Below are 19,803 nucleotides of genomic sequence, written 5' to 3'. Positions count from 1 at the left end.
GCCGGGAAGTCTGCCGGGAGTCCGGCCGGTGCGCGCAGCACGGGGCTGTGCTGAGGTGGGCGGATGGACGACGCCTTCATCGGAGCACTGGAGTTCGGCGAGCCGAGGATCGACGACGCGGCGTTCGTGGCGCCCACGGCGGTCGTGGTGGGCGCGGTGACGATGGGGCCGCGGTCCAGCATCTGGTACGGCGCCGTCGCCCGGGCCGACGCCGAGGTCATCGAGATCGGCGCCGACTCCAACATCCAGGACGGCTGCACGCTGCACTCCGATCCCGGCTTCCCGTTGGTGGTGGGGGAGCGCGTCTCGGTGGGCCACCGGGTGGTGCTGCACGGTGCCCGCATCGACGACGACGTCCTGGTCGGCATGGGCAGCATCGTGATGAACGGCGCGCACATCGGCTCGGGCTCGATCGTCGCCGCCGGCGCCGTCGTCACCCAGGGCAAGGTCTTCCCGCCCCGTTCGCTCATCGCCGGCGTCCCCGCGAAGGTGCTGCGCGAGGCCACCGACGAGGACCAGTTGCACATCCAGGGCAACGCGATCAGCTACACCGACCGGCTGGACGCGGCGCGCAGGGTGCGCCCGGTCCAGGGCTGATCAGGTCGCCAGCCACTCGCGCAGACCGCTGAGCAGCCGGTCGACGTCGCCCGCGTCGCTGTAGGGGGCCAGCCCGGCCCGCAGCCCGCCGGCGTAGCCGAGCCCGAGCCGGCGGCTCGCCTCGATCGCGTAGAAGTGCCCGGCCGGCGCGTTGACGCCCCGGCCGGCGAGGAACCGGTGGGCGTCGGCGGCGTCGCGGTCGCCGAACGTCAGCAGCAGCGTCGGGGTGCGGTGCGCCGCCCGCGACCACAGCCGCACGCCCGGCAGCTCCGCCAACCCCGCCTCCAGGCGCTCCCGCAGCCGGTCCTCGTGCCCCTCGATCGCGAGCATCGCCGCGGCCAGCCGCTCCCGGCGCCGCCCGGAGCCCCCGAGGCCGGCCAGGAAGTCCACCGCCGCCGTCGTCCCGGCCAGCAGCTCGTAGGGCAGCGTGCCCAGCTCGAAGCGCTCGGGCACCGCGTCCGTCGACGGCAGCAGCTTGGCCGGGCGCAGGGTGGCCAGGAACGCGGGATCGGCGGCCAGCACGCCGCAGTGCGGGCCGAGGAACTTGTACGGCGAGCAGAGGAAGACGTCGGCGCCGAGCGCCCGGACGTCGACCGGCGCGTGCGCGGTGAGGTGCACACCGTCGACGACGAGCAGCGCGCCGGCGGCGTGCACCCGCTCGGCGATCGCGGCCAGGGGCGGGCGGGTGCCGATCAGGTTCGACGCCCCGGTCACCGCCACCACCCGGGTGCGCTCGTTCAGCACCGCCGCGATGTCGTCGGCGGTCAGCTCCCCGGTCGCCGGGTCGAAGGCGGCCCACCGCACCGTCGCGCCCACGCCCTCGGCGGCCCGCACCCACGGCCGGATGTTCGCGTCGTGGTCGAGCCGGGTCACCACCACCTCGTCGCCGGGGCCCCAGCCGGCCGCGAGCGTGCGGGCCAGGTCGAAGGTGAGCGCGGTGGCGCTGCGCCCGAACACGACGCCGGCGGGGTCGGCGCCGAGCAGGTCGCCCATCGCCGACCGCGCGGCCAGCACCGTCTCGTCGGCGAACCGTTCGGCGGCGGTGACCGCACCGCGGTTGCTGATCGGCGCGGTCAGGGTCGCGGCGACCGCCCGGCCGACCGCCTCGGGCACCTGGGTGCCGCCGGGGCCGTCGAAGTGCGCGGTGCCGCTCGCCAGCGACGGGAAGGAGGCGCGGAGCGCGGCGACGTCGAGGCCCATGGGCGCCGACGCTAACCGCCGCCCGCCGCGCTCACCCGGCCAGGGCGGCGATCGCGGCCCGGGCCTCCTCGACCGGCAGCGCCAGCGTCGCGTCGCCCACCGGCAGCTCCACCCGCACCACCGCCGGGTCGCCGGTGGGCATCGCCCGCGGCCAGGTCCACAGGCCCTCGTCGGCGGCCAGCCGGCGCGCGGCCGCGGTGAAGGCCGCGGGGGTGGTGCGCAGCAGGAGGTGGAGCATCGGCGTCTGCGGCGGGTCGGGGACGACGGTGACGCCGGGCAGGTCGCGGACGGCGTCGGCGAGCTCGCGGGCGCGCGCCAGGTAGGCCGGCATCAGCGGCAGCCGCCGGCGCAGGCAGCTCAGCGCGGACGCCGCGCCCGGCCACATGCCGAACAGCGTGCCGCCCAGCCGCCGGCGCCACTCGCGCACCTCGGCGACGACGTCGGCCGGGCCGGCGAGGCAGCAGCCGGCCAGCGCACCGATGCCCTTGTAGAAGCTGACGTAGGCGGTGTCGAACAGGCCGGCGATCTCGCCCGGCGTGCGGTCGTAGCCGGCCGAGGCCTCCCACAGCCGGGCACCGTCCAGGTGCGCCGCGGCGCCGCGCTCCCGGGCCCAGGCCACCTGCGCGGCCAGGTCGCCCCACGGCGGCAGCCGCCCGCCCAGATCGCGCTGGGGCAGCTCCACCAGCAGTGCGGCGGGCAGCTCGGCGACCGCGTCCAGATCGGCGCGCAGCAGCGGCTCGTACCGGTTCCCCGCCGGTCGCAGCACCATGCCGTGCAGCCGCTCGAACGCCTGCTCCTCGTGCCGGATCAGGTGGCTCTCGGGGTGGCAGACGACGGTGCGCCGGCCGCGCCGGTCCGCGTGCACGCGCAGCGCCGCCTGCTGGGCCATGACCCCGCTGGGCAGGTACGCCGCCGCGGGCAGACCGAGCAGCCCGGCGACCTCGGCCTCCAGCTCGGCCACCACCCCGCCCTCGCCGTACCGGTCCGGGGCGGTGCCGGGCGGGACCGTCGCCAGCAGGTCGGCCGGCCGCCAGTCGCCGTGCCCGGTCAGCGCGCGGGTGCAGGAGTCGCGCAGCGGGAGGAGGTCGTCGTCCACCCGGGAAGTCTCGCCCGGCGGGTGGTCAGTGGAAGCGGCGCCCCTCGGCGAGCATCTGCACAGCGGCGGCGATCCGCTTCGCCCGGCCGGCCGGGGTGACGGCGGTGTGCACCCGCCACAGGACGGCGTAGCGGTTCTGGCCGTCGAGGGCGTCGAAGGCGGCCCGCGCCCCCGGCTCGGCGTCCAGGGCCGCGGCGAGGTCGTCGGGCACGGTGATGGTCGCCGCGCCCGGGTAGGCGCGTGCCCACCGGCCGTCGGCCTGCGCGGCCGCCACGGCGGCCAGGCCCGCCGGGCGCATGCGCCCCTCCGCGGTCAGCCGCTCCACGGTGGCGACGTTCTTCTGCGACCAGACGCTCCGCGCGCGGCGCGGTGTCAGCCGCAGCAGGTGGTAGGAGTCGTCCAGCCGCTGGCCGCGCCCGTCGATCCACCCGAAGCACAGCGCCGACTCGACGACCTCCGGGGCGGTGACGGACAGGATGCCCGAGCCCTTCCGGGCGATCTGCACGTAGAGCCCCGGGGCGGTGGCGTGCTCCGCCTCCAGCCAGGCCTCGAAGGCGGCCTGGTCGGGGAACGGCAGCATCGGCAGATCCGTCGGCGCGGGCACGGTGCCATCCTGCCCCCGGGTACGACAGCCGGGGGCCGTCAGCCCGCGAGCAGCTCGCGCAGCAGCGCGTCGACCGCCGCCGTCTCGACCAGGAAACCGTCGTGCCCGTACGGCGAGCCGATGAGCCGCAGCGGCACGCCGAGGGCGTCGGCCACCCGCTGCTGCTGTTCCGGGGGGTACAGCCGGTCGCTGTCCACGCCGGCGACCAGCGCGCGGGCGGTCACCCGGCCCAGCGCCGCCTCGACGCCGCCGCGGCCGCGGCCGACGTCCCAGCTGTTCATCGCCTCGGTGAGCAGCACGTAGCTCCCGGCGTCGAACCTGCGGGCCAGCTTCGCCCCGTGGTGCTGCAGGTAGGAGGCGACGGCGAAGCGTCCGTCCTCCTGCAGGCGGGTGCCGAAGCGCGCCTCCAGCTCCGCGGCGCTGCGGTAGGTGAGGTGGGCGATCCGGCGGGCGACGTCGAGCCCGTCCACCGGCGGGTCGTCCCGCGGGTAGTCCCCGCCCCGCCAGCGCGGATCGGCCCGCACGGCCGCCTGCTGGGTGGTCTGGGTGCCGATCTGGTCCCCCGAGGCGACGGCGGTGGAGGCGAGCAAGAACAGCCCCGCCACCCGGCCGGGGAACGCGACCGCCCACTCCAGCGCCCGCATGCCGCCCATCGAGCCACCGGCCACGCACGCCCAGCGCTGCACGCCGAGCGCGTCGGCGAGCGCCGCCTCGGCCCGCACCTGGTCGCCGACGGTCACCTCCGGGAAGCGCGAGCCCCACGGCCTGCCGTCCGGCGCCGTCGACGAGGGCCCGGTCGTCCCCTGGCAGCCGCCCAGGACGTTCGCGCAGACGACGAAGAAGCGGTCGGTGTCCAGCGCGGCACCGGGGCCGACGACGCCGCCCCACCAGCCGGGCGTCGGGTGACCGGGGCCGGCCGGGCCCACGACGTGGCTGTCCCCCGTGAGCGCGTGCTCGACCAGCACCGCGTTGCCGCCGTCCGGGGCGAGCGTCCCCCAGGTCTCGTAGGCGACCCGGACCCCGGGCAGGCTCCCGCCCCGCTCGAGCCCGAACGGGGCGGGCAGGTCGAGGAACCGCCGGTCGCCCGCCGGATCCCCCTCGACCCACCCGCCCACGTCAGGCGGACTTGGCGGCGCGGAACCCGGCCTCGAGGTCGGCGAGGATGTCCTCGATCCCCTCCAGGCCCACGGCGAGGCGCACCAGGCCCGGCGTGACACCGGTGGTGAGCTGCTCCTCCGGCGTGAGCTGCGAATGCGTGGTCGACGCCGGGTGGATGACCAGGCTGCGCACGTCGCCGATGTTGGCCACGTGGCTGTGCAGCTCCAGGGCCTCCACGAACCGCTTGCCGGCCTCCACGCCGCCGTGCAGCTCGAAGGTCAGGACGGCGCCGGCCCCCTTCGGCGCGTACTTCTGCTGCGCGGCGTGCCACGGCGAGGACGGCAGCCCCGGGTAGTTCACCCGCTCGACGGCGTCGTGGCCCTCGAGGAACTCGGCCACCCGCTGGGTGTTCTGCACGTGCCGCTCCATGCGCAGCGAGAGCGTCTCGATGCCCTGCACGACGAGGAAGGCGTTGAACGGCGAGACCGCCGGGCCCAGGTCGCGCAGCAGCTGCACCCGCGCCTTGAGCGCGAACGCCGGCGCGCCCAGGTCGGCGTAGACCACGCCGTGGTAGGTGGGATCGGCCGTGGTGAACATCGGGTGCCGGCCGCCGGTCCAGTCGAACGTGCCGCCGTCGACGATGAGCCCGGCGATCACCGTCCCGTGGCCGCCGAGGTACTTGGTGGCCGAGTGGACGACGACGTCGGCACCGAACTCGAACGGGCGGATGAGGTAGGGCGTCGCGATGGTGTTGTCGACGATGAGCGGCACCCCGTTGCGGTGGGCGACGCCGGCGACGGTCTCGATGTCGAGGATGTCGCCCTTCGGGTTGCCGATCGACTCGGCGAAGAACGCCCGGGTGTTGTCCTGGACCAGCGACTGCCAGTTCTCCGGGTCGTCGGGGTCCTCGACGAAGGACACCGTGATCCCCATCTTCGGCAGCGAGTGGTGCAGCAGGTTGTAGGTGCCGCCGTACAGGGAGGCCGAGGCGACGACGTGGTCGCCGGCCTCGGCGAGGTTCAGGATCGCCAGCGTCTCGGCCGCCTGACCCGAGGCGACGGCCAGGGCCGCGACGCCGCCCTCCAGCGACGCGACGCGCTGCTCCAGCGCGTCCTGCGTCGGGTTCATGATCCGCGTGTAGATGTTGCCCATCTCGGCCAGCGCGAACAGGTCCGCGGCGTGCTGGGTGTCGCGGAACTGGTAGGCCGTCGTCGCGTAGATGGGCAGGGCCCGGGCACCGGTCGTCGGGTCCGGGCTCGTGCCGGCGTGGATCTGCCGGGTCTCGAAGCTCCAGCTCTGCGGGTCGGTCATGCGCCGTCTCCTTCGCTCGCGGGAGATCCCGCGGCGCACGGGAGCTCCGTCCTTGCCGGGGGCGGGGCGCCGGCCGGCCGGCTCTTCCCCTGGAGCACCTCAGACGGAGTTGAGGTTGCCGGGCAGCCAGCCAGGTGCTTCGCGCTGCCTCTCAGGAGCCGACGTGATCGTAGGACGCCCCGCCGGGCGCCGCACACCCCCCTCGGCCCGCGCACCGATGTCCCACGTGAAACACCGGCCCCACCGGTCTAGGAGCCGGGCGCCGTCTCCTCGTCCTCGCCCGTGCCGCCCGTCGGCGCGGGGGCGGTCGTCTCCGGCGCGCTGGTCGTGGAGTCGGTCCCGCCGTCCGGTGACGAGGGGCCGGTGGTGGTCGGCGAGGTGGGCCGGGTGGTCGGCTCGGACTGCTGCGTCGTCGTCGCCGGGTCCTCGGTCGGCGCCGTCTCCTCCGTCTGCGTCGGCTCGGACGTGCCCGTCGGGTCGGTGGGCTCGGTGACGGAGGTGTCCTCGGCCGGCGGGGTGGCGCCGGGCGCCGGCGGCTTGACGTTGAGCCACAGCACGAACACGGCGACGAAGAGCACCGCGAGCACGACGGTGGAGGTGCGGGCGCGGCCCAGGTGCCGGGGGATCGCCGCCCACCAGCCGTGCCGAGGCGCCGGCGACGCGCTGTCGGCCGGCGAGCCGGGTGCGGCGGCGGGAGCGGTGCTCACGGTGGGCTCCTCGGAGGCCCGGGCGGCGGGGTCGCGGCGTTCGTCGGGCGTGGTCACCGGACCCCCTCCTGGACGGCCGTCGCGCCGTCCTGCGCCAGGAGCGCCGTCGTGGGCGGCGGCACCTGCATGCCCTGGCTGCGGAACGCCTGGACGATGCGGGCGCGCAGATCGCGGCCCACCTCGAACTGCTTGCCGGGCAGCGTGCGGGCGACCACCCGCACGTTCACCTCGTCCAGGCCCAGGGTCTCCACGCCCATGACGGTGGGCGGGTCGAGCAGCAGGGGCCGCATGGCCGGGTCGCGGAATGCCTCCCGGCCCACCCCACGCAGGATCTCGTTGGCCCGGTTCACGTCGACGGTGGTCGGCACGGGGACGTCGACGACGGCGCGCGCCCAGTCGCGGGACAGGTTGATGACCTTGACGATCTGGCCGTTGGGGATGGTCACGACCTCGCCGTCGGGCGAGCGCATCCGGGTGACCCGCAGCGTCACGTCCTCGACCGTGCCGTTCGCCGGGTCGCCGCCGCCGACCACCTGGATGGAGACGACGTCCCCGAACCCGTACTGGCGTTCGGTGATGATGAAGAACCCGGCCAGCACGTCACCGACGATGCGCTGCGCGCCGAAGCCCAGGCCCACGCCCAGCACGGTCGCCGGCGCGACGAGGCCGGTCACCGGGATGCCGAGGCGGTCGAGGATGAAGAAGACCGAGATGGAGTAGATGAGCACGACCAGGGCCCAGGTGAGCACCTGGGTCAGCGAGTGGCGGTGCTTGGCCGCCTCGGACCGGACCAGCGCGTCGCCGCCGGTGGAGTTGCGGTCGATCCGGTCGGTGATCTTGTCGCCGACCCAGCCCACGAACCGGGCCAGCAGGACCGAGCCGAGGACGATGAGCACGACCTCGAGACCTCGCCCGGACAGCCAGTCCAGCACGTCTCTCAGCGCGTCCACGGGGCGGCACTCCGATCATCGGGGGAAGCGACCTCCCCACCTTGCGCACCGCCGACCGGCGATGCCAACCTGACCCGCCGCGTACCACCGCCGGGAACCGCCGGCAGGCTGCTGACCTGCGGTGCAGACGCCACGGAGAGATCGATCACGCCGTTCCCCGCGGCTCGACGAACAGCGACTGGCTGGACCGGCCGATCGGGCCGTCGGCGTCGAAGAGTACCGCGAAGCACTGCGCCGCCCCGGTGCCGCCGTGCACGGTCTCGGCGGCCATCCCCAGCCACTCGCCACGCGGAGGGCGGTGCAGCGCCACGGAGAGGTCGACGTTGGCGAACGTGGCCCGCGTCCAGTCCAGGCTCGCGGAGATGCCGCTCGCGGCGTCGGTCATGACCAGCAGGTGCTGCAGCGGCGTCATCGGCTCGCCGGCGACCAGGGCGCACTCGGGACGGGTCCAGGCCGTGGCCGGCCCGGGACCGTTGAAGGTGCCCGCGGCGAACCGCCACTCCAGCGCGCGGTGGTAGGCGATCTCGGTGGTGAAGAAGGCCGCTCGCTCCGGTCGGCTCTGCTCAGGTCCCGCCGGTGCCGGGTGCGGCTGCCCGGTCGCCGGGGCGGCGTCGTCGCGGGAGCGCATCCGCCAGGCCGACAGCCGCATGAGCGGGCGGTCGTCGCCGGCGTCGAGGACCGCTTCCACCAGCTCGATCCGCCGCCCGGGCCGCACGACCGACGTGCGCACCCGCACCGGGCCGACCGGGACTGGCGCCAGGATGTCGTAGGCCAGCCGCACGGTCTGCCCGCCGGGGATCCCGCCGGCCCGCTCGGCGGCGCGCAGGAGCAGCGCGGCGGGCGGCCCCGCGTGCTGGTGGGCGGCGTCCCAGGGCCCGATGGTCAGAGCCGTGGCGGTGAGACCGCCGCCGTCGGAGAGGTAGAGGGCCTCGGGCACGTCCATGGACGGCAGTCTGTCGCGGCGGCGGTGGATCCCGCGTGACGCCTCCGCTGCGTGCCGCCGCGGTGCCGGGCCGTCACAGCGCGCCTGCCGGGCGTGGCTCTCCGGCCGATTCCGTATCGCAATCCGTTGAACCACCGGATCGCCGTCCGTACGGTCCGTGCGACGGGGCAGGGACCGTCGGTACGAGGGGAACGCGGATGGTGCGGGCGCACGAGTGGGACATCAGCCGGCGGCTGTCCCGGCCGCCCGGGGGGCGCCGGCCGTGGTGGGTGTCGCACCCGGCTCCCGAGCCGGCCCGGCTCCGACTGCAGTGGGAGGCCGCCGGCGGCCACGCCCTCGTCGTGGTCGACGGGGACATCGACCTGGTGACCGCACCGCAGCTGGAGGCGTTCGTCGCGGAGCGCCCGCTCGCCGGCTGCGCCGTCCTCGAGCTCGACCTCGGCGGCGTCCCCTCGATCGGCTCGGGCGGGCTCTCGGTGCTCATCGGCGTCCGCCGGTGGTGCCTCCAGCGCGGCATCGACCTGCTGCTGCGCAACGCCCAGCCCTCGGTGTGGCGGGTGTTCGAGGCGACGGGGCTGGACGCGGTCTTCACCGCCTCCGGCCCCGAGCCGCACCCGCCGGCGCAACAGCTCGTCCTCTTCTGAGCCGGTAGGTGTCTCGGCTGCGGTAGCCCGCTACCGTGCGCGCGTGCCCCGTACCGTCCGCCCCGGCCTGGGGTACGCGTTCACCCTCGGGGCGGCGGCGCTCTTCGCGGTCAACGGCACGGTCTCCACGCTCGCCCTCCAGGCCGGTGTCCCACCCACCCGGCTGACCGCGCTGCGCTGCACCGGTGCCGCGGTGGTGCTCCTCGTGGCGCTCGCGCTCGTCGCCCCCGGCCGGCTGCGGGTGCGGGCCCGGGAGCTGCCGCTGCTCGCCGCCTTCGGCGTCGTGGGCGTGGCGCTGACCCAGTTCCTCTACTACGTCGCCATCGGGCGGCTGCCGGTCGGCATCGCGCTGGTGTTCGAGATGACCGCGCCGGTGTTCATCGCGCTCTACGTCTGGCTGGTGCGCCGCGAGCGGGTGCGCAGCCGGCTGTGGGCGGCGCTGCTGCTGTCGCTGTCCGGCCTGGTGCTCGTGGCGCAGGTGTGGCAGGGCGGCGGCTCGCTGGACGCGGTGGGCGTGGCGGCGGCGCTGGGCGCAGCGCTCTGCCTCGCCACGTACTACCTGGTGGGCGAGCGCGGGACGGCCGGTCGCGACCCGGTCACCCTCACCTGCTGGAGCTTCGTGGCCGCGGCGCTGTTCTGGGCGGTCGCCGCCCCCTGGTGGCACTTCGACGCCGGGGTGCTGGCCGAGCCGGTGGCGGTGTCGCTGGGCGATCTCCGGCTGCCGCTCTGGCTGCTCGTCGGGTGGATCGTCGTGCTCGGCGCGGCGGTCCCGTTCGGGCTGTCGGTCGCGGCGCTGCGGCACCTGGCGCCGACGGCCGCGGGTCTGGTCGCGACGGTCGAGCCGGTGTTCGCCTCCGTCGTCGCCTGGCTGTGGGTCGAGCAGGTGCTCACCGCCTGGCAGGTCGCCGGGGGCGCCGTCGTCCTCACCGGGATCGCGCTGGCCCAGACCGCGCGCACCGCGGCGCCACCGGCCGCGCCCCCCATGCCGGAGACGCCGGCCCCGCTCGGCTCGTGAGCGGGGCCGGGCATCGGCTCAGGGCGTGACGTCCTCGGCCTCGGTCAGCCAGTCGGCCAGCTCCTGCATGTACTCGGCCTGGGCCGCGTAGTCCATGCCGATGTACTTCCACGGGTAGGCCTGGTCCGCCTGGAGGGCCGGCAGCCGGGCGGCGGTCGGCTGGGTGGCCATCTCCTCGGGGGTCATCCCCCCGCGCAGCGAGTACAGGAGCACGTCGCTCGGGTAGTCCGGGACCTCCTCCCAGCCGACGGGCTTCCAGAAGTAGCCCTCCTCGCCCAGGTCGACGAAGTCCACGCCGAGGTCGGAGTAGAGGCGCAGCGACGGGTCGTCGGCGGCCTTGCCCATGTACCAGCCCTCCGAGGGGGTGGCGTAGACCGGCAGGACGCTGAGGCCCTTCTCGCCGGCCTCGGTGAGCGCCGCGGCGGCCTCCTCGTACTCGGCGCGCGCCGACTCGATGGTGTCGGAGTCCGCACCGAGGCTCTCGGCGAGGTCGGCGACCTCCTCCATGACGTCGGCGGCCGAGCCGCGGTAGGCGATGGCGACGACGGGGGCGATCTGCTCGATCTGCTCGAGCTGCTCGGGCGACTCGATGCCGTACGGCGGCGATGACGGGTCCAGCGTCCCCGCCGAGTCCACCGGGTAGACCGAGGTGATGATCAGGTCCGGGTCGGCCGCGGCCAGCTGCTCGAGGTCGATCTGGCCGTAGGTCTCGCCCATGATCTCGACGTCGGAGAGGTCGCGGTCCTCGAACGCGACGTCGTCGGCCGCGGAGGTCTGCCCGAAGGTGGCCACCGGCTCGATGCCGTAGTTCCACAGCGAGGCCATGACGTCGTTGAGCCCGGCGATCCGGGTCGGCGTCTCGTCCAGCTCGACCGTGGTGTCGAGGGCGTCGGTGTACTCCCAGGCCTCGCCGGAGGCGGTCGGCTCCGTGCCGGCGTCGGCGGCCGTGTCCGTGTCGTCCGAGCCGCAGGCGCTCAGGCCGGCGGCCGTGCCCAGGGCCAGGAAGCCGCCGAGCAGGCGGCGAGAGGTGCGGTGCAAGGGGACTCCCTCGGGTACGGGGATGCATGATCATCCCGGTCGAGGTCAGGTTAGCCTTGCCTAACTCATCGAGGGAAGGCGGGTCAGCGCAGGCGGCGCACCGGCACGACCATCGGCGTTGCGGTCACCGGGTCGGGGAGCACCCGGGCCTCCAGGTCGAACACCTCGGCGAGGAGGTGCTCGGTCAGCACCTCGTGCGGGGTGCCCGAGGCGACGAGCGCACCGTCCTTCATCGCCACCAGCCGCTGGGCGTACCGGGCGGCGAGGTTGAGGTCGTGCAGCACGACCACGACCGTCCGGCCCCGCTCGGCGTGCAGCCGGCTCACCAGGTCCAGGACGTCGATCTGGTGCGAGAGGTCGAGGTAGGTGGTGGGCTCGTCGAGCAGCAGCAGGTCGGTGCCCTGCGCCAGGGCCATCGAGATCCAGGCGCGCTGCCGCTGGCCGCCGGAGAGCTCGTCGACCGGCCGGTCGGCGAGCTCTGCCATGCCCGTCCAGGACAGCGCCTCGGCCACCAGTGCCTCGTCGTCGCGCGACCACTGGCGCAGCCACGTCTGGTGCGGGTGCCGCCCGCGGGCCACGAGGTCGCCGACGCTGAGCCCCTCGGGGGCCACCGGTGTCTGCGGCAGCAGGCCGAGCACCTTCGCCACCTCGCGGGTGGGCGTGCGGGCGATCGACCGGCCGTCCAGCAGCACCTGGCCCGACGACGGGCGCAGCAGCCGGCCGAGCGCGCGCAGCAGCGTGGACTTGCCGCAGCCGTTCGGCCCCACGATGGCGGTGAAGGAGCCCTCGGTCAGCGCGAGGTCGAGCCCGTCCACGACGACGCGGTCGTCGTAGGCCAGCCGGAGGTCCTCCGCCGCCAGCCGCACGGGTGCCGGTGGCTCAGCGGGCCCCGTCCGGTGCAGGAGCTCGGTGCCCGGGTGGATCGTCATGCTGTCGCTCGCCGCCTTCCACGGACCAGGAGCCAGAGCAGGTAGGGGGCGCCGATGGCGGCGGTGAGGATGCCTACCGGCAGGGCCTGGGGGAGCATCGTGCGGGTCACCAGGTCGGCGCCCACCACCAGCAGCGCCCCGACCAGCCCCGAGGCCAGCAGCGGCGGGCGCGCCCCGCGGGTCAGCCGCACCGCGATCTGCGGGACGACCAGCGCCACGAAGGTGATCGGCCCCGCGGCCGAGACCGCGAAGCCCACCAGGCCCACCGCGAGCAGCACGACGGCGGTCTGCGCCCCGGCCAGCCGCACGCCGAGCCCGCGCGCGGTGTCGTCGCCGAACTGCATGACCCCCAGCGCCCGGCCGGCGGCGAGCGCCAGCGGGAGCAGCACGGCGACCGCGACGGCGAGGGGCAGCGCGTCGTCCCAGGTGCGGGCGTTGAGCGAGCCGGTGATCCACACGTACGCCGACGCGGCGTCGTAGATCTCGGCGCGGGTGAGCAACCAGTCCACCAGTGCGGCGCCGACCGACCACAGCGCGATGCCGATGAGGACCAGCCGGTACCCGTCGACCCCCGCCCGCCAGGCCAGCACGAACAGCAGCACGCCGGTGACCAGGCCGCCCAGCAGCGCAGCCAGGGGGACGCCGAGACCACCCAGCACCTCACCGGTGGGGGTGCCGCTGGTCAGCACGATGGCCGCCACCGCCCCCACCGAGGCGCCGCTGGTGATGCCCAGCGTGTCGGGCGAGGCGAGCGGATTGCGGGCGAAGGTCTGGAAGAGCGCGCCGGAGACCCCGAGGGCCAGCCCGACCAGCGCGCCGACGACGACCCGCGGCGCGCGCAGCTGCAGGACGATGAACTCCTGCGTCTGCTCCCCCAGGCCGACCAGGGTGCGCAGCACCTCGCCGACGCCGATCGGGTAGTCGCCCCGCCCCATGCTCAGGGCCGAGACCAGCACGAGCGCGGCCAGGACGGCCACCGGCACGACGACGTCGCGCCAGCGGACGATCGCCGAGACCGGGCCCACCCGCACGGGCGTGCCGCTGCGCAGCGGGGGCCGGGCGGTCGGCGCGGGCCGCGGGCGGGCCGGGGCGGTGGCGGTCACAGGGTGGCCGTCCGGCGACGCCGCACGAGCGCGACGAAGAACGGCGCCCCGATGAGCGCCAGGACGATGCCGACCTGCAGCTCCCCCGGGCGGGCCACGATGCGGCCGATCACGTCGGCGGCCAGCAGCAGCGCGGCGCCCAGGAGGCCGGAGCAGGGGATCAGCCACCGGTGGTCCGGGCCGGTCAGCGCCCGCACGACGTGCGGCACGACCAGGCCGACGAAGGCGATCGGCCCGCAGGCGGCCGTCGCGGCGCCGGCGAGCAGGGTGATCGCGGCCAGGCCGATCGTCCGCGCCAGCCAGATGCGCTGGCCCAGCCCGCGGGCGACGTCCTCACCGAGCCCGAGCAGGTTCAGCGCCGGGGCGTTGGCCAGCGCGAGCACCACCCCGACGGCGATGAACGGCCCCACCTGCCAGGCGATCTCCGCCCCGCGGCCGGCCAGCGAGCCGACCACCCAGAACCGGAAGCTGTCCAGGGTCTGCTCGTCGGTGACGACGACGGCGCGCACGAGGGCGAAGAACAGCGCCGACAGCGCGGCGCCCGCGAGCGCCAGGGTGACCGGTGTGGCCCCACCCGGCCCGGCCGAGCCGATCGCGTAGACCAGGACCGTCCCGACCAGGGCGCCGGCGAAGGCGAACCAGACGTAGCCGCCGGGCGTCCCGATGCCCAGCGCGGCGATGGCCAGCACGACGGCGAGGCTGGCGCCGGCGGTCACCCCGAGCAGCCCGGGGTCGCCCAGCGGGTTGCGGGTGTGCCCCTGCATGAGGGCCCCGGCCACGCCCAGTGCCGCGCCGACCAGGAGCCCCAGCACCGTGCGGGGGACCCGCAGCTGGCGGACGATCACCGCCTCCTCGGACCCCAGCGACGAGTCGAGCAGTGACCGCCACACGTCCGCGAGCCCGATGGAGCGTGTGCCGACCGCGATGCTGGCCAGCGCGGCGGCGACGACCAGCACCAGCAGCAGGGCCAGCGTGCCCAGCCGTCGGCCGCGCACCGGCGCTGCCGGAGGCCGTGGCGAGCCCCGGGCCGGGACGTCGACCGTGGTGGTCACGAGCAGCTCCCGGGACGGACGGCGTGGTCAGATAAGGCTTACCTTAGCTCGGCCGGCCGATCCTGCCAGTCACGCGTGGGGCCGCGGTCGCTCAGCGCTTCTGCCGGCGGCTCCCGCCGTGCCAGTCCTCCTGCCGGCCGATCTCCCCGGGCTGCACGCCGAAGGCCGGCAGCTGCGGGCGCTCGCGCAGGCTGCGCTTCAGCTCGGCGAAGCCGGGGAACGAGGCGAGCCCCACGACGTGGTCCCACAGCGCGACGGCCTCGTCCTCGGCGGGCAGCCGGCTGATGACCGGACCGAAGAACGCCACCCCCTCGGGTGGCCGGAAGTGCAGGATCGGCGTCCCGACGTCCTTGCCGGCGAGGCCGAGCGCCTCGTCGGTCTCCGCCTGGATCTGCGCGTCCCAGCTGTCGTCGTCCACGGCGGCGGCCAGCCCGGCCGGCAGCCCCGCCTCGGCCAGCGCCGGCTCGGCGAACTCCCGGGTGCCCCGGCGCTCCTCGTCGCCGGGGGCGGCGGGCTGCTCGAAGACGCGCGCGCCGAGCGCCGCGTAGAGCGGGCCGACGGCCTCGGGGCCGTGCTCGGCGCGGGTGCGGGCGGCGACCCGGAGCAGGCGCAACCCGGACGTGTGCCCCGCCTCGTACTCGGGCGGGAAGTGGCTGGCGTAGTCGACGTGGGCGTTGAGCAGCCGCAGCGAGATGAACCGCCACTCGACGGCGTACTCCCGCTGCGCGCTCACCTGGCGGACCCATTTGCTGGTCATCCAGGCGAACGGGCAGACCGGGTCGAACCAGAAGCGCAGATCGGCCATGGCGCGAACGTAGGCGCTCACGCCCAGCCCCGCCGGACGACGTCCGCCGCGCCGTGCGGCGCCCGTCCACGCCGCAGACCGCGAGGCCGGCTGCCGCACCGCGAGGTCGAGCCGCTGCTGCCGGCCGGCGGAGTTCAGCCGGGCAGCACCGACTCGATCGCGGCGCGGACCTCGGGGGCGTCGGGCTCGGTGCGCGGCCGGAAGCGGGCCACCACCTCGCCCTGGCCGCTGAGCACCCACTTCTCGAAGTTCCAGGCGACCTCGCCGTCCTGCCCGTCGACGTCGGGCACCGACGTGAGCTGCCGGAAGAGCGGGTGCGCGCCCGGTCCGTTCACCTCCACCTTCTCGGTGAGCGGGAAGGTGACGCCGTAGGTGGCCGAGCAGAACTGCTCGATCTCCTCGGCGGTGCCCGGCTCCTGGCCCATGAACTGGTTGCACGGCACGCCCACGACGGTGAAGCCGCGGTCGCGGTACTCCGCGTGCAGCGCCTCCAGCGCGGTGAACTGCGGGGTCAGGCCGCAGCGGCTGGCCACGTTGACGACCAGCGCCGGCCCGCCGGCGGTCAGCTCCCGCAGCGTCGTGGCGGTGCCCTGCAGCGTGGTCACGGGCGTGTCGAGGAGGTCGCTCATGCCCGGCCGCAGCGCCGTCGGCCGGGCGTTCATTCCGGGCGGACCCCCACCGCGGCGTCGCCTAGGGTGGCAGGCGCCCGGCGCGAGGAGGTCCCATGGAGTGGCTGCTGGTCACGGCGGCGGTGCTGGTGGTGGTCGCGGCGACCCTCTACCTCCGGCGCGGACCGCGGCAGGAGGAGTGGCGCGACGAACTGCCCGACGGCCGCCTCGACCGGGACCGGACGGACGGCCCGGACGCGCGCGGCGCGGTCAACAAGCACAGCTGGATGCTCGGGGGTGGGGGCTCCGGGGGCTGAGCCCGGCGCTCATCCCAGGCCGCTGACGTCGTCCGGGACGTCGACGGCGTAGCGGCGCAGCACCTCCAGCGGTACGACCTCCAGGGCGCGGGCGTTGGTGGCGGCCAGCACGACCCCCGCCGCCGCACCCGCCTGATAGGCCTGCAGCCAGCGGGTGGCGACCACGCACCAGCGGTCGCCCGGCCGCAGCCCCGGGAAGCCGAACTCCGGGCGGGGGGTGCTGAGGTCGTTGCCCAGCTCCCGCTGCACCGCCAGGAACTCGGTGGAGACGACGGCGCAGACGGTGTGCCGGCCGAGGTCGTCGGGGCCGCTGCTGCAGTGCCCGTCGCGGTAGAAGCCGGTGACCGGGTCGGTGCCGCAGGGCTCCAGCGGCCCACCGAGCACGTTCCGCTCGCCGGCGGGGTCGGGCAGCACGGGCACTCCTCGAGTGGACGTGGTCGGCGGGCGTCCAGGATGGCATGGTGCGGGCGTGAGCGAGATCCCCGAGATCCTCTGGCGGCCCACGGCCGCGTCCATCGCCGGCACCCGCATGGCCGCCTTCGCCGGCTGGGTGGCGCAGCGCCGCGGCCTCTCCTTCGGCGATCCGGTCGACCACGACCGGCTCTGGCGCTGGTCGGTCGAGCACCTCGACCAGTTCTGGGGCGACCTCGCCCGCTGGACGGGCGTGCTCGACGTCCCCGACGACCAGGTGCTCACCTCCCGCGAGATGCCGGGCGCCGTCTGGTTCCCCGGCACGCGGGTGAACTACGCCGAGCAGGTGTTCCGGCAGGCCACCGACGACCGGCCCGCGCTGATCGCCGTCGCCGAGGACGCCGAACCCGCCGAGATCTCCTGGGCGGAGCTGCGCGGGCAGGTGGGCGCCTTCGCCGCCACGCTGCGCCGGCTGGGCGTGCGTCCCGGCGACCGGGTGGCCGGTTACCTGCCCAACGTCCCCGAGACCGTCGTCGCCTTCCTGGGCGCGGCCTCGGTCGGGGCGGTGTGGTCCTCCTGCGCCCCGGACTTCGGCACCCGCGCGGTGCTCGACCGATTCGCCCAGATCGAGCCCACCGTGCTGGTGGCCGTCGACGGCTACCGGTTCAACGGCCGCGCGCACGACCGGCGCGACGTCGTGGCGCAGCTGCGCGAAGCGCTGCCCACCGTCCGCACGACGATCGCCGTCCCCCGGCTGTTCCCCGGCGAGGTGCCCGACGGCGCCCTGGCCTGGGCCGACGCCGTCGAGGACGCGCAGGACCCGGCGTTCGAGCCGACGCCGTTCGACGCCCCGCTGTGGATCGTCTACTCCTCGGGCACCACCGGGCTGCCCAAGGGCATCGTGCACGGGCACGGCGGGGTGGTGCTGGAGCAGCGCAAGTCCGGCACCCTGCACAGCGACCTGCACCCCGGCGACCGCTTCTACTGGTACACCTCCACCGCCTGGATGATGTGGAACGTCGTGGTGTCGTCCCTGCTCTCGGGTGCGACGGCGGTCCTGCACGACGGCGCCCCGGCGTACCCCACCGTCGATGCCCAGTTCGCCCTCGCCGCGAAGGTCGGCGTCACCCACCTGGGCACCAGCCCCGGCTACCTCGCCGCCTGCCAGAAGGCCGGCGTCCGCCCCGGGGACGACCACGACCTCTCGTCGGTGCGGGTGCTGAGCTGCACAGGGTCCCCGCTGCCGGCCGCGTCCTTCACGTGGGTCTACGACGCGGTGGGCACCGACCTGCAGCTGACGTCGGCGTCCGGCGGGACCGACGTCGCCACCGGCTTCATCGGGAGCTCGCCGCTGCTGCCGGTGACGGCGGGGGAGCTGCAGCGGCCGAACCTGGGCGTCGCGGTGGCCTCGTGGAACGAGCAGGGCGAGCCGGTGGTGGGCGAACTGGGGGAGCTGGTGGTGACCGAGCCGATGCCCTCGATGCCGCTGTACTTCTGGAACGACCCGGACGGCGCGCGGTACCGGGCGGCGTACTTCGAGCCGTGGCCCGGGGTGTGGCGGCACGGCGACTGGCTGGAGATCACCGAGCGCGGCACCTGCATCATCACCGGCCGGTCGGACTCCACGCTCAACCGCGGCGGGGTGCGCATGGGCACCGCCGACATCTACGCCGCCGTCGAGGCCTTCCCGGAGGTCGTCGACTGCGTCGTGCTCGGGGTCGAGCTGCCCGAGGGCGGGTACTGGATGCCGCTGTTCGTGCAGCTCGCGCCGGGGGAGGAGCTCACCGCGGAGCTGGTGGACCGGCTGAAGGTGGCGATCCGGGAGCAGGCCAGCCCCCGTCACGTGCCCGACGAGGTGATCGCCGTCCCCGGCGTGCCGCACACCCGCACCGGCAAGCGGCTGGAGGTGCCGCTCAAGCGGCTGTTCCAGGGCGTCGACCCGGCGAAGGCCGTGAACACCGGCACCGTCGACGACGCCGCCCTGGTCGAGCACTTCATCGACCTCGCCCGGCAGCGCGGCAGGGGCGGGGTGAACCCGGTCACCTGACGGGTGGCGACGGCGTTCGGGGGGAACAGGCCGTGATCATCCCCTGACCGAGGAGGCCGACAGTGCCGTCGACCGAGACCGAGATCCTCGAGCCGCAGCCGCCGGTGCTGCTGCCGCCGTGGCACACCCCGGAGCGGGAGGCGCTGCAGGAGCAGGCGCGCCGGTTCGCGATGGACGAGGTGCTGCCGGTCGCGAACGAGCTGGACCCGCAGAAGGGCGAGATCCCGGCGTCGCTCCTCTCCGGTATGGCCGAGCGAGGCTGGTTCGGCATCACCGTGCCGGCCGAGCAGGGCGGGCTGGGCCTCGGCGTCTTCGAGTACTGCATGGTCAGCGAGGAGCTGGCCCGCGCCTGGATGTCGACGGCGAGCATCCTGGCCCGGTCGCAGGGGCTGGGGACGGCGGTGCTCGACGCCGACCGCCGGCACGAGCTGATGGCCCGCAGCGCCCGGGGGGAGTGGATCGGTGCGATCGCGCTGTCGGAGCCCGACGCCGGCTCCGACCTCGCCGGGGTCTCCACCCGCGCGGTGCTCGACGGCGACGAGTGGATCGTCACCGGGCACAAGCGCTGGTGCGGCAACGCCAAGGCCGCCGACTTCATCCAGGTGCTCGTCCGCGAGCGGGACCCGGAGCCGGGGGAGTCCCGCTCGGCCGGCCTGATCAACCTGCTGCTGGAGAAGGAGCGCGGCGCGTTCCCCGAGGGCCTGTCCGGGCACCCGATCGACAAGATCGGCTACCACGGCTTCCTCACCTGGGACCTCACCTTCGACGGTGTCCGCATCCCCCGCGAGAACGTCATCGACCAGGCCAAGGCCGCGCAGGAGGACAGCGCCGAGGAGGGCGACGCCGCCAAGCAGGCCGGGTTCGCCGAGGCGCAGAAGTTCCTGAACACCGCCCGGGTGCACACCGCGGCGCGCGCGGTGGGCCTGGCGCGCGCCGCGCTGGAGGACTCGATCCGCTACCTGCAGGAGCGCGAGCAGTTCGGCCACCCGATCGGCGACTTCCAGGCGCTGCGCTTCAACATCGCCGAGATGGCGGCGCAGATCGAGCAGTCCCGCGCCTTCTACCGCCAGGTCGCCCACCTGCTCGACCTGGGGCTGCCGGTGGCCAAGGAGGCGTCGATGGTGAAGCTCGAGGCCACCGAGATGTCGGTGCGGGTGACCAACCAGGCCATGCAGCTACACGGCGGCAACGGCTACACCACCGAGCGGCAGGTCGAGCGGCACTGGCGCGACGCCCGGCTGACCACGATCTTCGAGGGCACCAGCGAGATCCAGAAGCGGATCATCAGCGACCGCCTGCTGCCGCGCAGCCCGCTCGGCTGAGGCCCG

At 75.1% G+C, this 19,803-nt stretch carries 21 protein-coding genes and 1 riboswitch; of the genes, 6 read left to right on the top strand and 15 right to left on the bottom strand.

Going from position 1 to position 19,803, the window contains the following annotated elements; all coding sequences use genetic code 11:
- The first annotated feature begins 63 nt into the window (after positions 1–63).
- The gene (locus ACI79S_RS00305) at positions 64–597 is read left to right on the top strand and encodes a gamma carbonic anhydrase family protein (protein ID WP_456591444.1); all 534 of its coding nucleotides are present in this window, start codon (positions 64–66) and stop codon (positions 595–597) included.
- Here the strand turns inward: ACI79S_RS00305 and ACI79S_RS00300 are convergent, their stop codons facing one another.
- From ACI79S_RS00300 to ACI79S_RS00265, 8 genes are all read right to left on the bottom strand, one after another.
- The gene (locus ACI79S_RS00300; RefSeq protein ID WP_456591443.1) at positions 598–1,797 is read right to left on the bottom strand and encodes a cysteine desulfurase-like protein; all 1,200 of its coding nucleotides are present in this window, start codon (positions 1,795–1,797) and stop codon (positions 598–600) included.
- 31 nt (positions 1,798–1,828) lie between these two features.
- The gene (locus ACI79S_RS00295; protein ID WP_456591442.1) at positions 1,829–2,893 is read right to left on the bottom strand and encodes a threonine aldolase family protein; all 1,065 of its coding nucleotides are present in this window, start codon (positions 2,891–2,893) and stop codon (positions 1,829–1,831) included.
- 25 nt (positions 2,894–2,918) lie between these two features.
- Positions 2,919–3,497: a YdeI/OmpD-associated family protein gene (locus ACI79S_RS00290; protein ID WP_456591441.1), complete on the bottom strand. Its 579-nt coding sequence runs from the start codon at positions 3,495–3,497 to the stop codon at positions 2,919–2,921.
- Positions 3,498–3,535: 38 nt separating this feature from the next.
- Positions 3,536–4,612, bottom strand: a complete 1,077-nt coding sequence (gene metX, locus ACI79S_RS00285) for a homoserine O-acetyltransferase MetX (protein WP_456591440.1) — start codon at positions 4,610–4,612, stop codon at positions 3,536–3,538.
- Position 4,613: 1 nt separating this feature from the next.
- Positions 4,614–5,906, bottom strand: coding sequence for a bifunctional o-acetylhomoserine/o-acetylserine sulfhydrylase (locus tag ACI79S_RS00280; RefSeq protein WP_456591439.1), 1,293 nt, complete (start codon positions 5,904–5,906; stop codon positions 4,614–4,616).
- A 43-nt stretch (positions 5,907–5,949) separates the two neighbouring features.
- Positions 5,950–6,065, bottom strand: a riboswitch (SAM riboswitch).
- Positions 6,066–6,154: 89 nt separating this feature from the next.
- Positions 6,155–6,670, bottom strand: a complete 516-nt coding sequence (locus ACI79S_RS00275) for a hypothetical protein (RefSeq protein ID WP_456591438.1) — start codon at positions 6,668–6,670, stop codon at positions 6,155–6,157.
- Positions 6,667–7,563, bottom strand: a complete 897-nt coding sequence (locus tag ACI79S_RS00270; protein WP_456591437.1) for a mechanosensitive ion channel family protein — start codon at positions 7,561–7,563, stop codon at positions 6,667–6,669. The genes ACI79S_RS00275 and ACI79S_RS00270 overlap by 4 nt, the downstream gene beginning before the upstream one ends.
- A 145-nt stretch (positions 7,564–7,708) precedes the next feature.
- A complete protein-coding gene (locus ACI79S_RS00265; RefSeq protein ID WP_456591436.1) occupies positions 7,709–8,506 on the bottom strand; it encodes a thioesterase family protein in 798 nt (265 codons plus the stop codon).
- 197 nt (positions 8,507–8,703) lie between these two features.
- Between ACI79S_RS00265 and ACI79S_RS00260 the strand changes: the two genes are divergently transcribed.
- A complete protein-coding gene (locus tag ACI79S_RS00260) occupies positions 8,704–9,150 on the top strand; it encodes an STAS domain-containing protein (protein WP_456591435.1) in 447 nt (148 codons plus the stop codon).
- A 43-nt stretch (positions 9,151–9,193) separates the two neighbouring features.
- Positions 9,194–10,165, top strand: coding sequence for an EamA family transporter (locus tag ACI79S_RS00255; protein ID WP_456591434.1), 972 nt, complete (start codon positions 9,194–9,196; stop codon positions 10,163–10,165).
- A gap of 18 nt (positions 10,166–10,183) precedes the next feature.
- On the opposite strand, the gene ACI79S_RS00250 is transcribed toward ACI79S_RS00255, so the two are convergent.
- The 6 genes from ACI79S_RS00250 to ACI79S_RS00225 all read right to left on the bottom strand — a co-directional run bounded on the left by ACI79S_RS00250 (position 10,184) and on the right by ACI79S_RS00225 (position 15,754).
- Positions 10,184–11,203, bottom strand: a complete 1,020-nt coding sequence (locus ACI79S_RS00250) for an ABC transporter substrate-binding protein (protein WP_456591433.1) — start codon at positions 11,201–11,203, stop codon at positions 10,184–10,186.
- Positions 11,204–11,286: 83 nt separating this feature from the next.
- Positions 11,287–12,132, bottom strand: coding sequence for an ABC transporter ATP-binding protein (locus ACI79S_RS00245; protein ID WP_456591432.1), 846 nt, complete (start codon positions 12,130–12,132; stop codon positions 11,287–11,289).
- Positions 12,129–13,235, bottom strand: coding sequence for a FecCD family ABC transporter permease (locus ACI79S_RS00240; protein WP_456591431.1), 1,107 nt, complete (start codon positions 13,233–13,235; stop codon positions 12,129–12,131). Before ACI79S_RS00240 ends, ACI79S_RS00245 begins: the two co-directional genes overlap by 4 nt.
- Positions 13,232–14,287, bottom strand: a complete 1,056-nt coding sequence (locus ACI79S_RS00235; protein ID WP_456591430.1) for a FecCD family ABC transporter permease — start codon at positions 14,285–14,287, stop codon at positions 13,232–13,234. The genes ACI79S_RS00240 and ACI79S_RS00235 overlap by 4 nt, the downstream gene beginning before the upstream one ends.
- A gap of 91 nt (positions 14,288–14,378) precedes the next feature.
- On the bottom strand, positions 14,379–15,092 hold the full coding sequence (locus ACI79S_RS00230; protein WP_456591429.1) for a mycothiol-dependent nitroreductase Rv2466c family protein: 714 nt from the start codon (positions 15,090–15,092) through the stop codon (positions 14,379–14,381).
- 134 nt (positions 15,093–15,226) lie between these two features.
- The gene (locus ACI79S_RS00225; RefSeq protein WP_456591428.1) at positions 15,227–15,754 is read right to left on the bottom strand and encodes a glutathione peroxidase; all 528 of its coding nucleotides are present in this window, start codon (positions 15,752–15,754) and stop codon (positions 15,227–15,229) included.
- A gap of 62 nt (positions 15,755–15,816) precedes the next feature.
- Here ACI79S_RS00225 and ACI79S_RS00220 point away from each other — a divergent pair, with 62 nt between their 5' ends.
- A complete protein-coding gene (locus tag ACI79S_RS00220) occupies positions 15,817–16,017 on the top strand; it encodes a hypothetical protein (RefSeq protein ID WP_456591427.1) in 201 nt (66 codons plus the stop codon).
- A gap of 9 nt (positions 16,018–16,026) precedes the next feature.
- Here the strand turns inward: ACI79S_RS00220 and ACI79S_RS00215 are convergent, their stop codons facing one another.
- Positions 16,027–16,431, bottom strand: a complete 405-nt coding sequence (locus ACI79S_RS00215) for a DUF2237 family protein (protein ID WP_456591426.1) — start codon at positions 16,429–16,431, stop codon at positions 16,027–16,029.
- A gap of 55 nt (positions 16,432–16,486) precedes the next feature.
- Between ACI79S_RS00215 and ACI79S_RS00210 the strand changes: the two genes are divergently transcribed.
- Both ACI79S_RS00210 and ACI79S_RS00205 read left to right on the top strand, forming a co-directional pair.
- Positions 16,487–18,475 (top strand): acetoacetate--CoA ligase, encoded by a 1,989-nt coding sequence (locus ACI79S_RS00210; RefSeq protein ID WP_456591425.1) that lies wholly within the window; start codon positions 16,487–16,489, stop codon positions 18,473–18,475.
- A gap of 62 nt (positions 18,476–18,537) precedes the next feature.
- Positions 18,538–19,797, top strand: a complete 1,260-nt coding sequence (locus ACI79S_RS00205) for an acyl-CoA dehydrogenase family protein (RefSeq protein WP_456591424.1) — start codon at positions 18,538–18,540, stop codon at positions 19,795–19,797.
- Positions 19,798–19,803 lie beyond the last annotated feature (6 nt).

The organism is Blastococcus sp. SYSU DS1024 (assembly GCF_054050795.1).
Note: the sequence above shows the minus strand (reverse complement) of the source record. Positions and strands in the feature narration are given on the sequence as shown.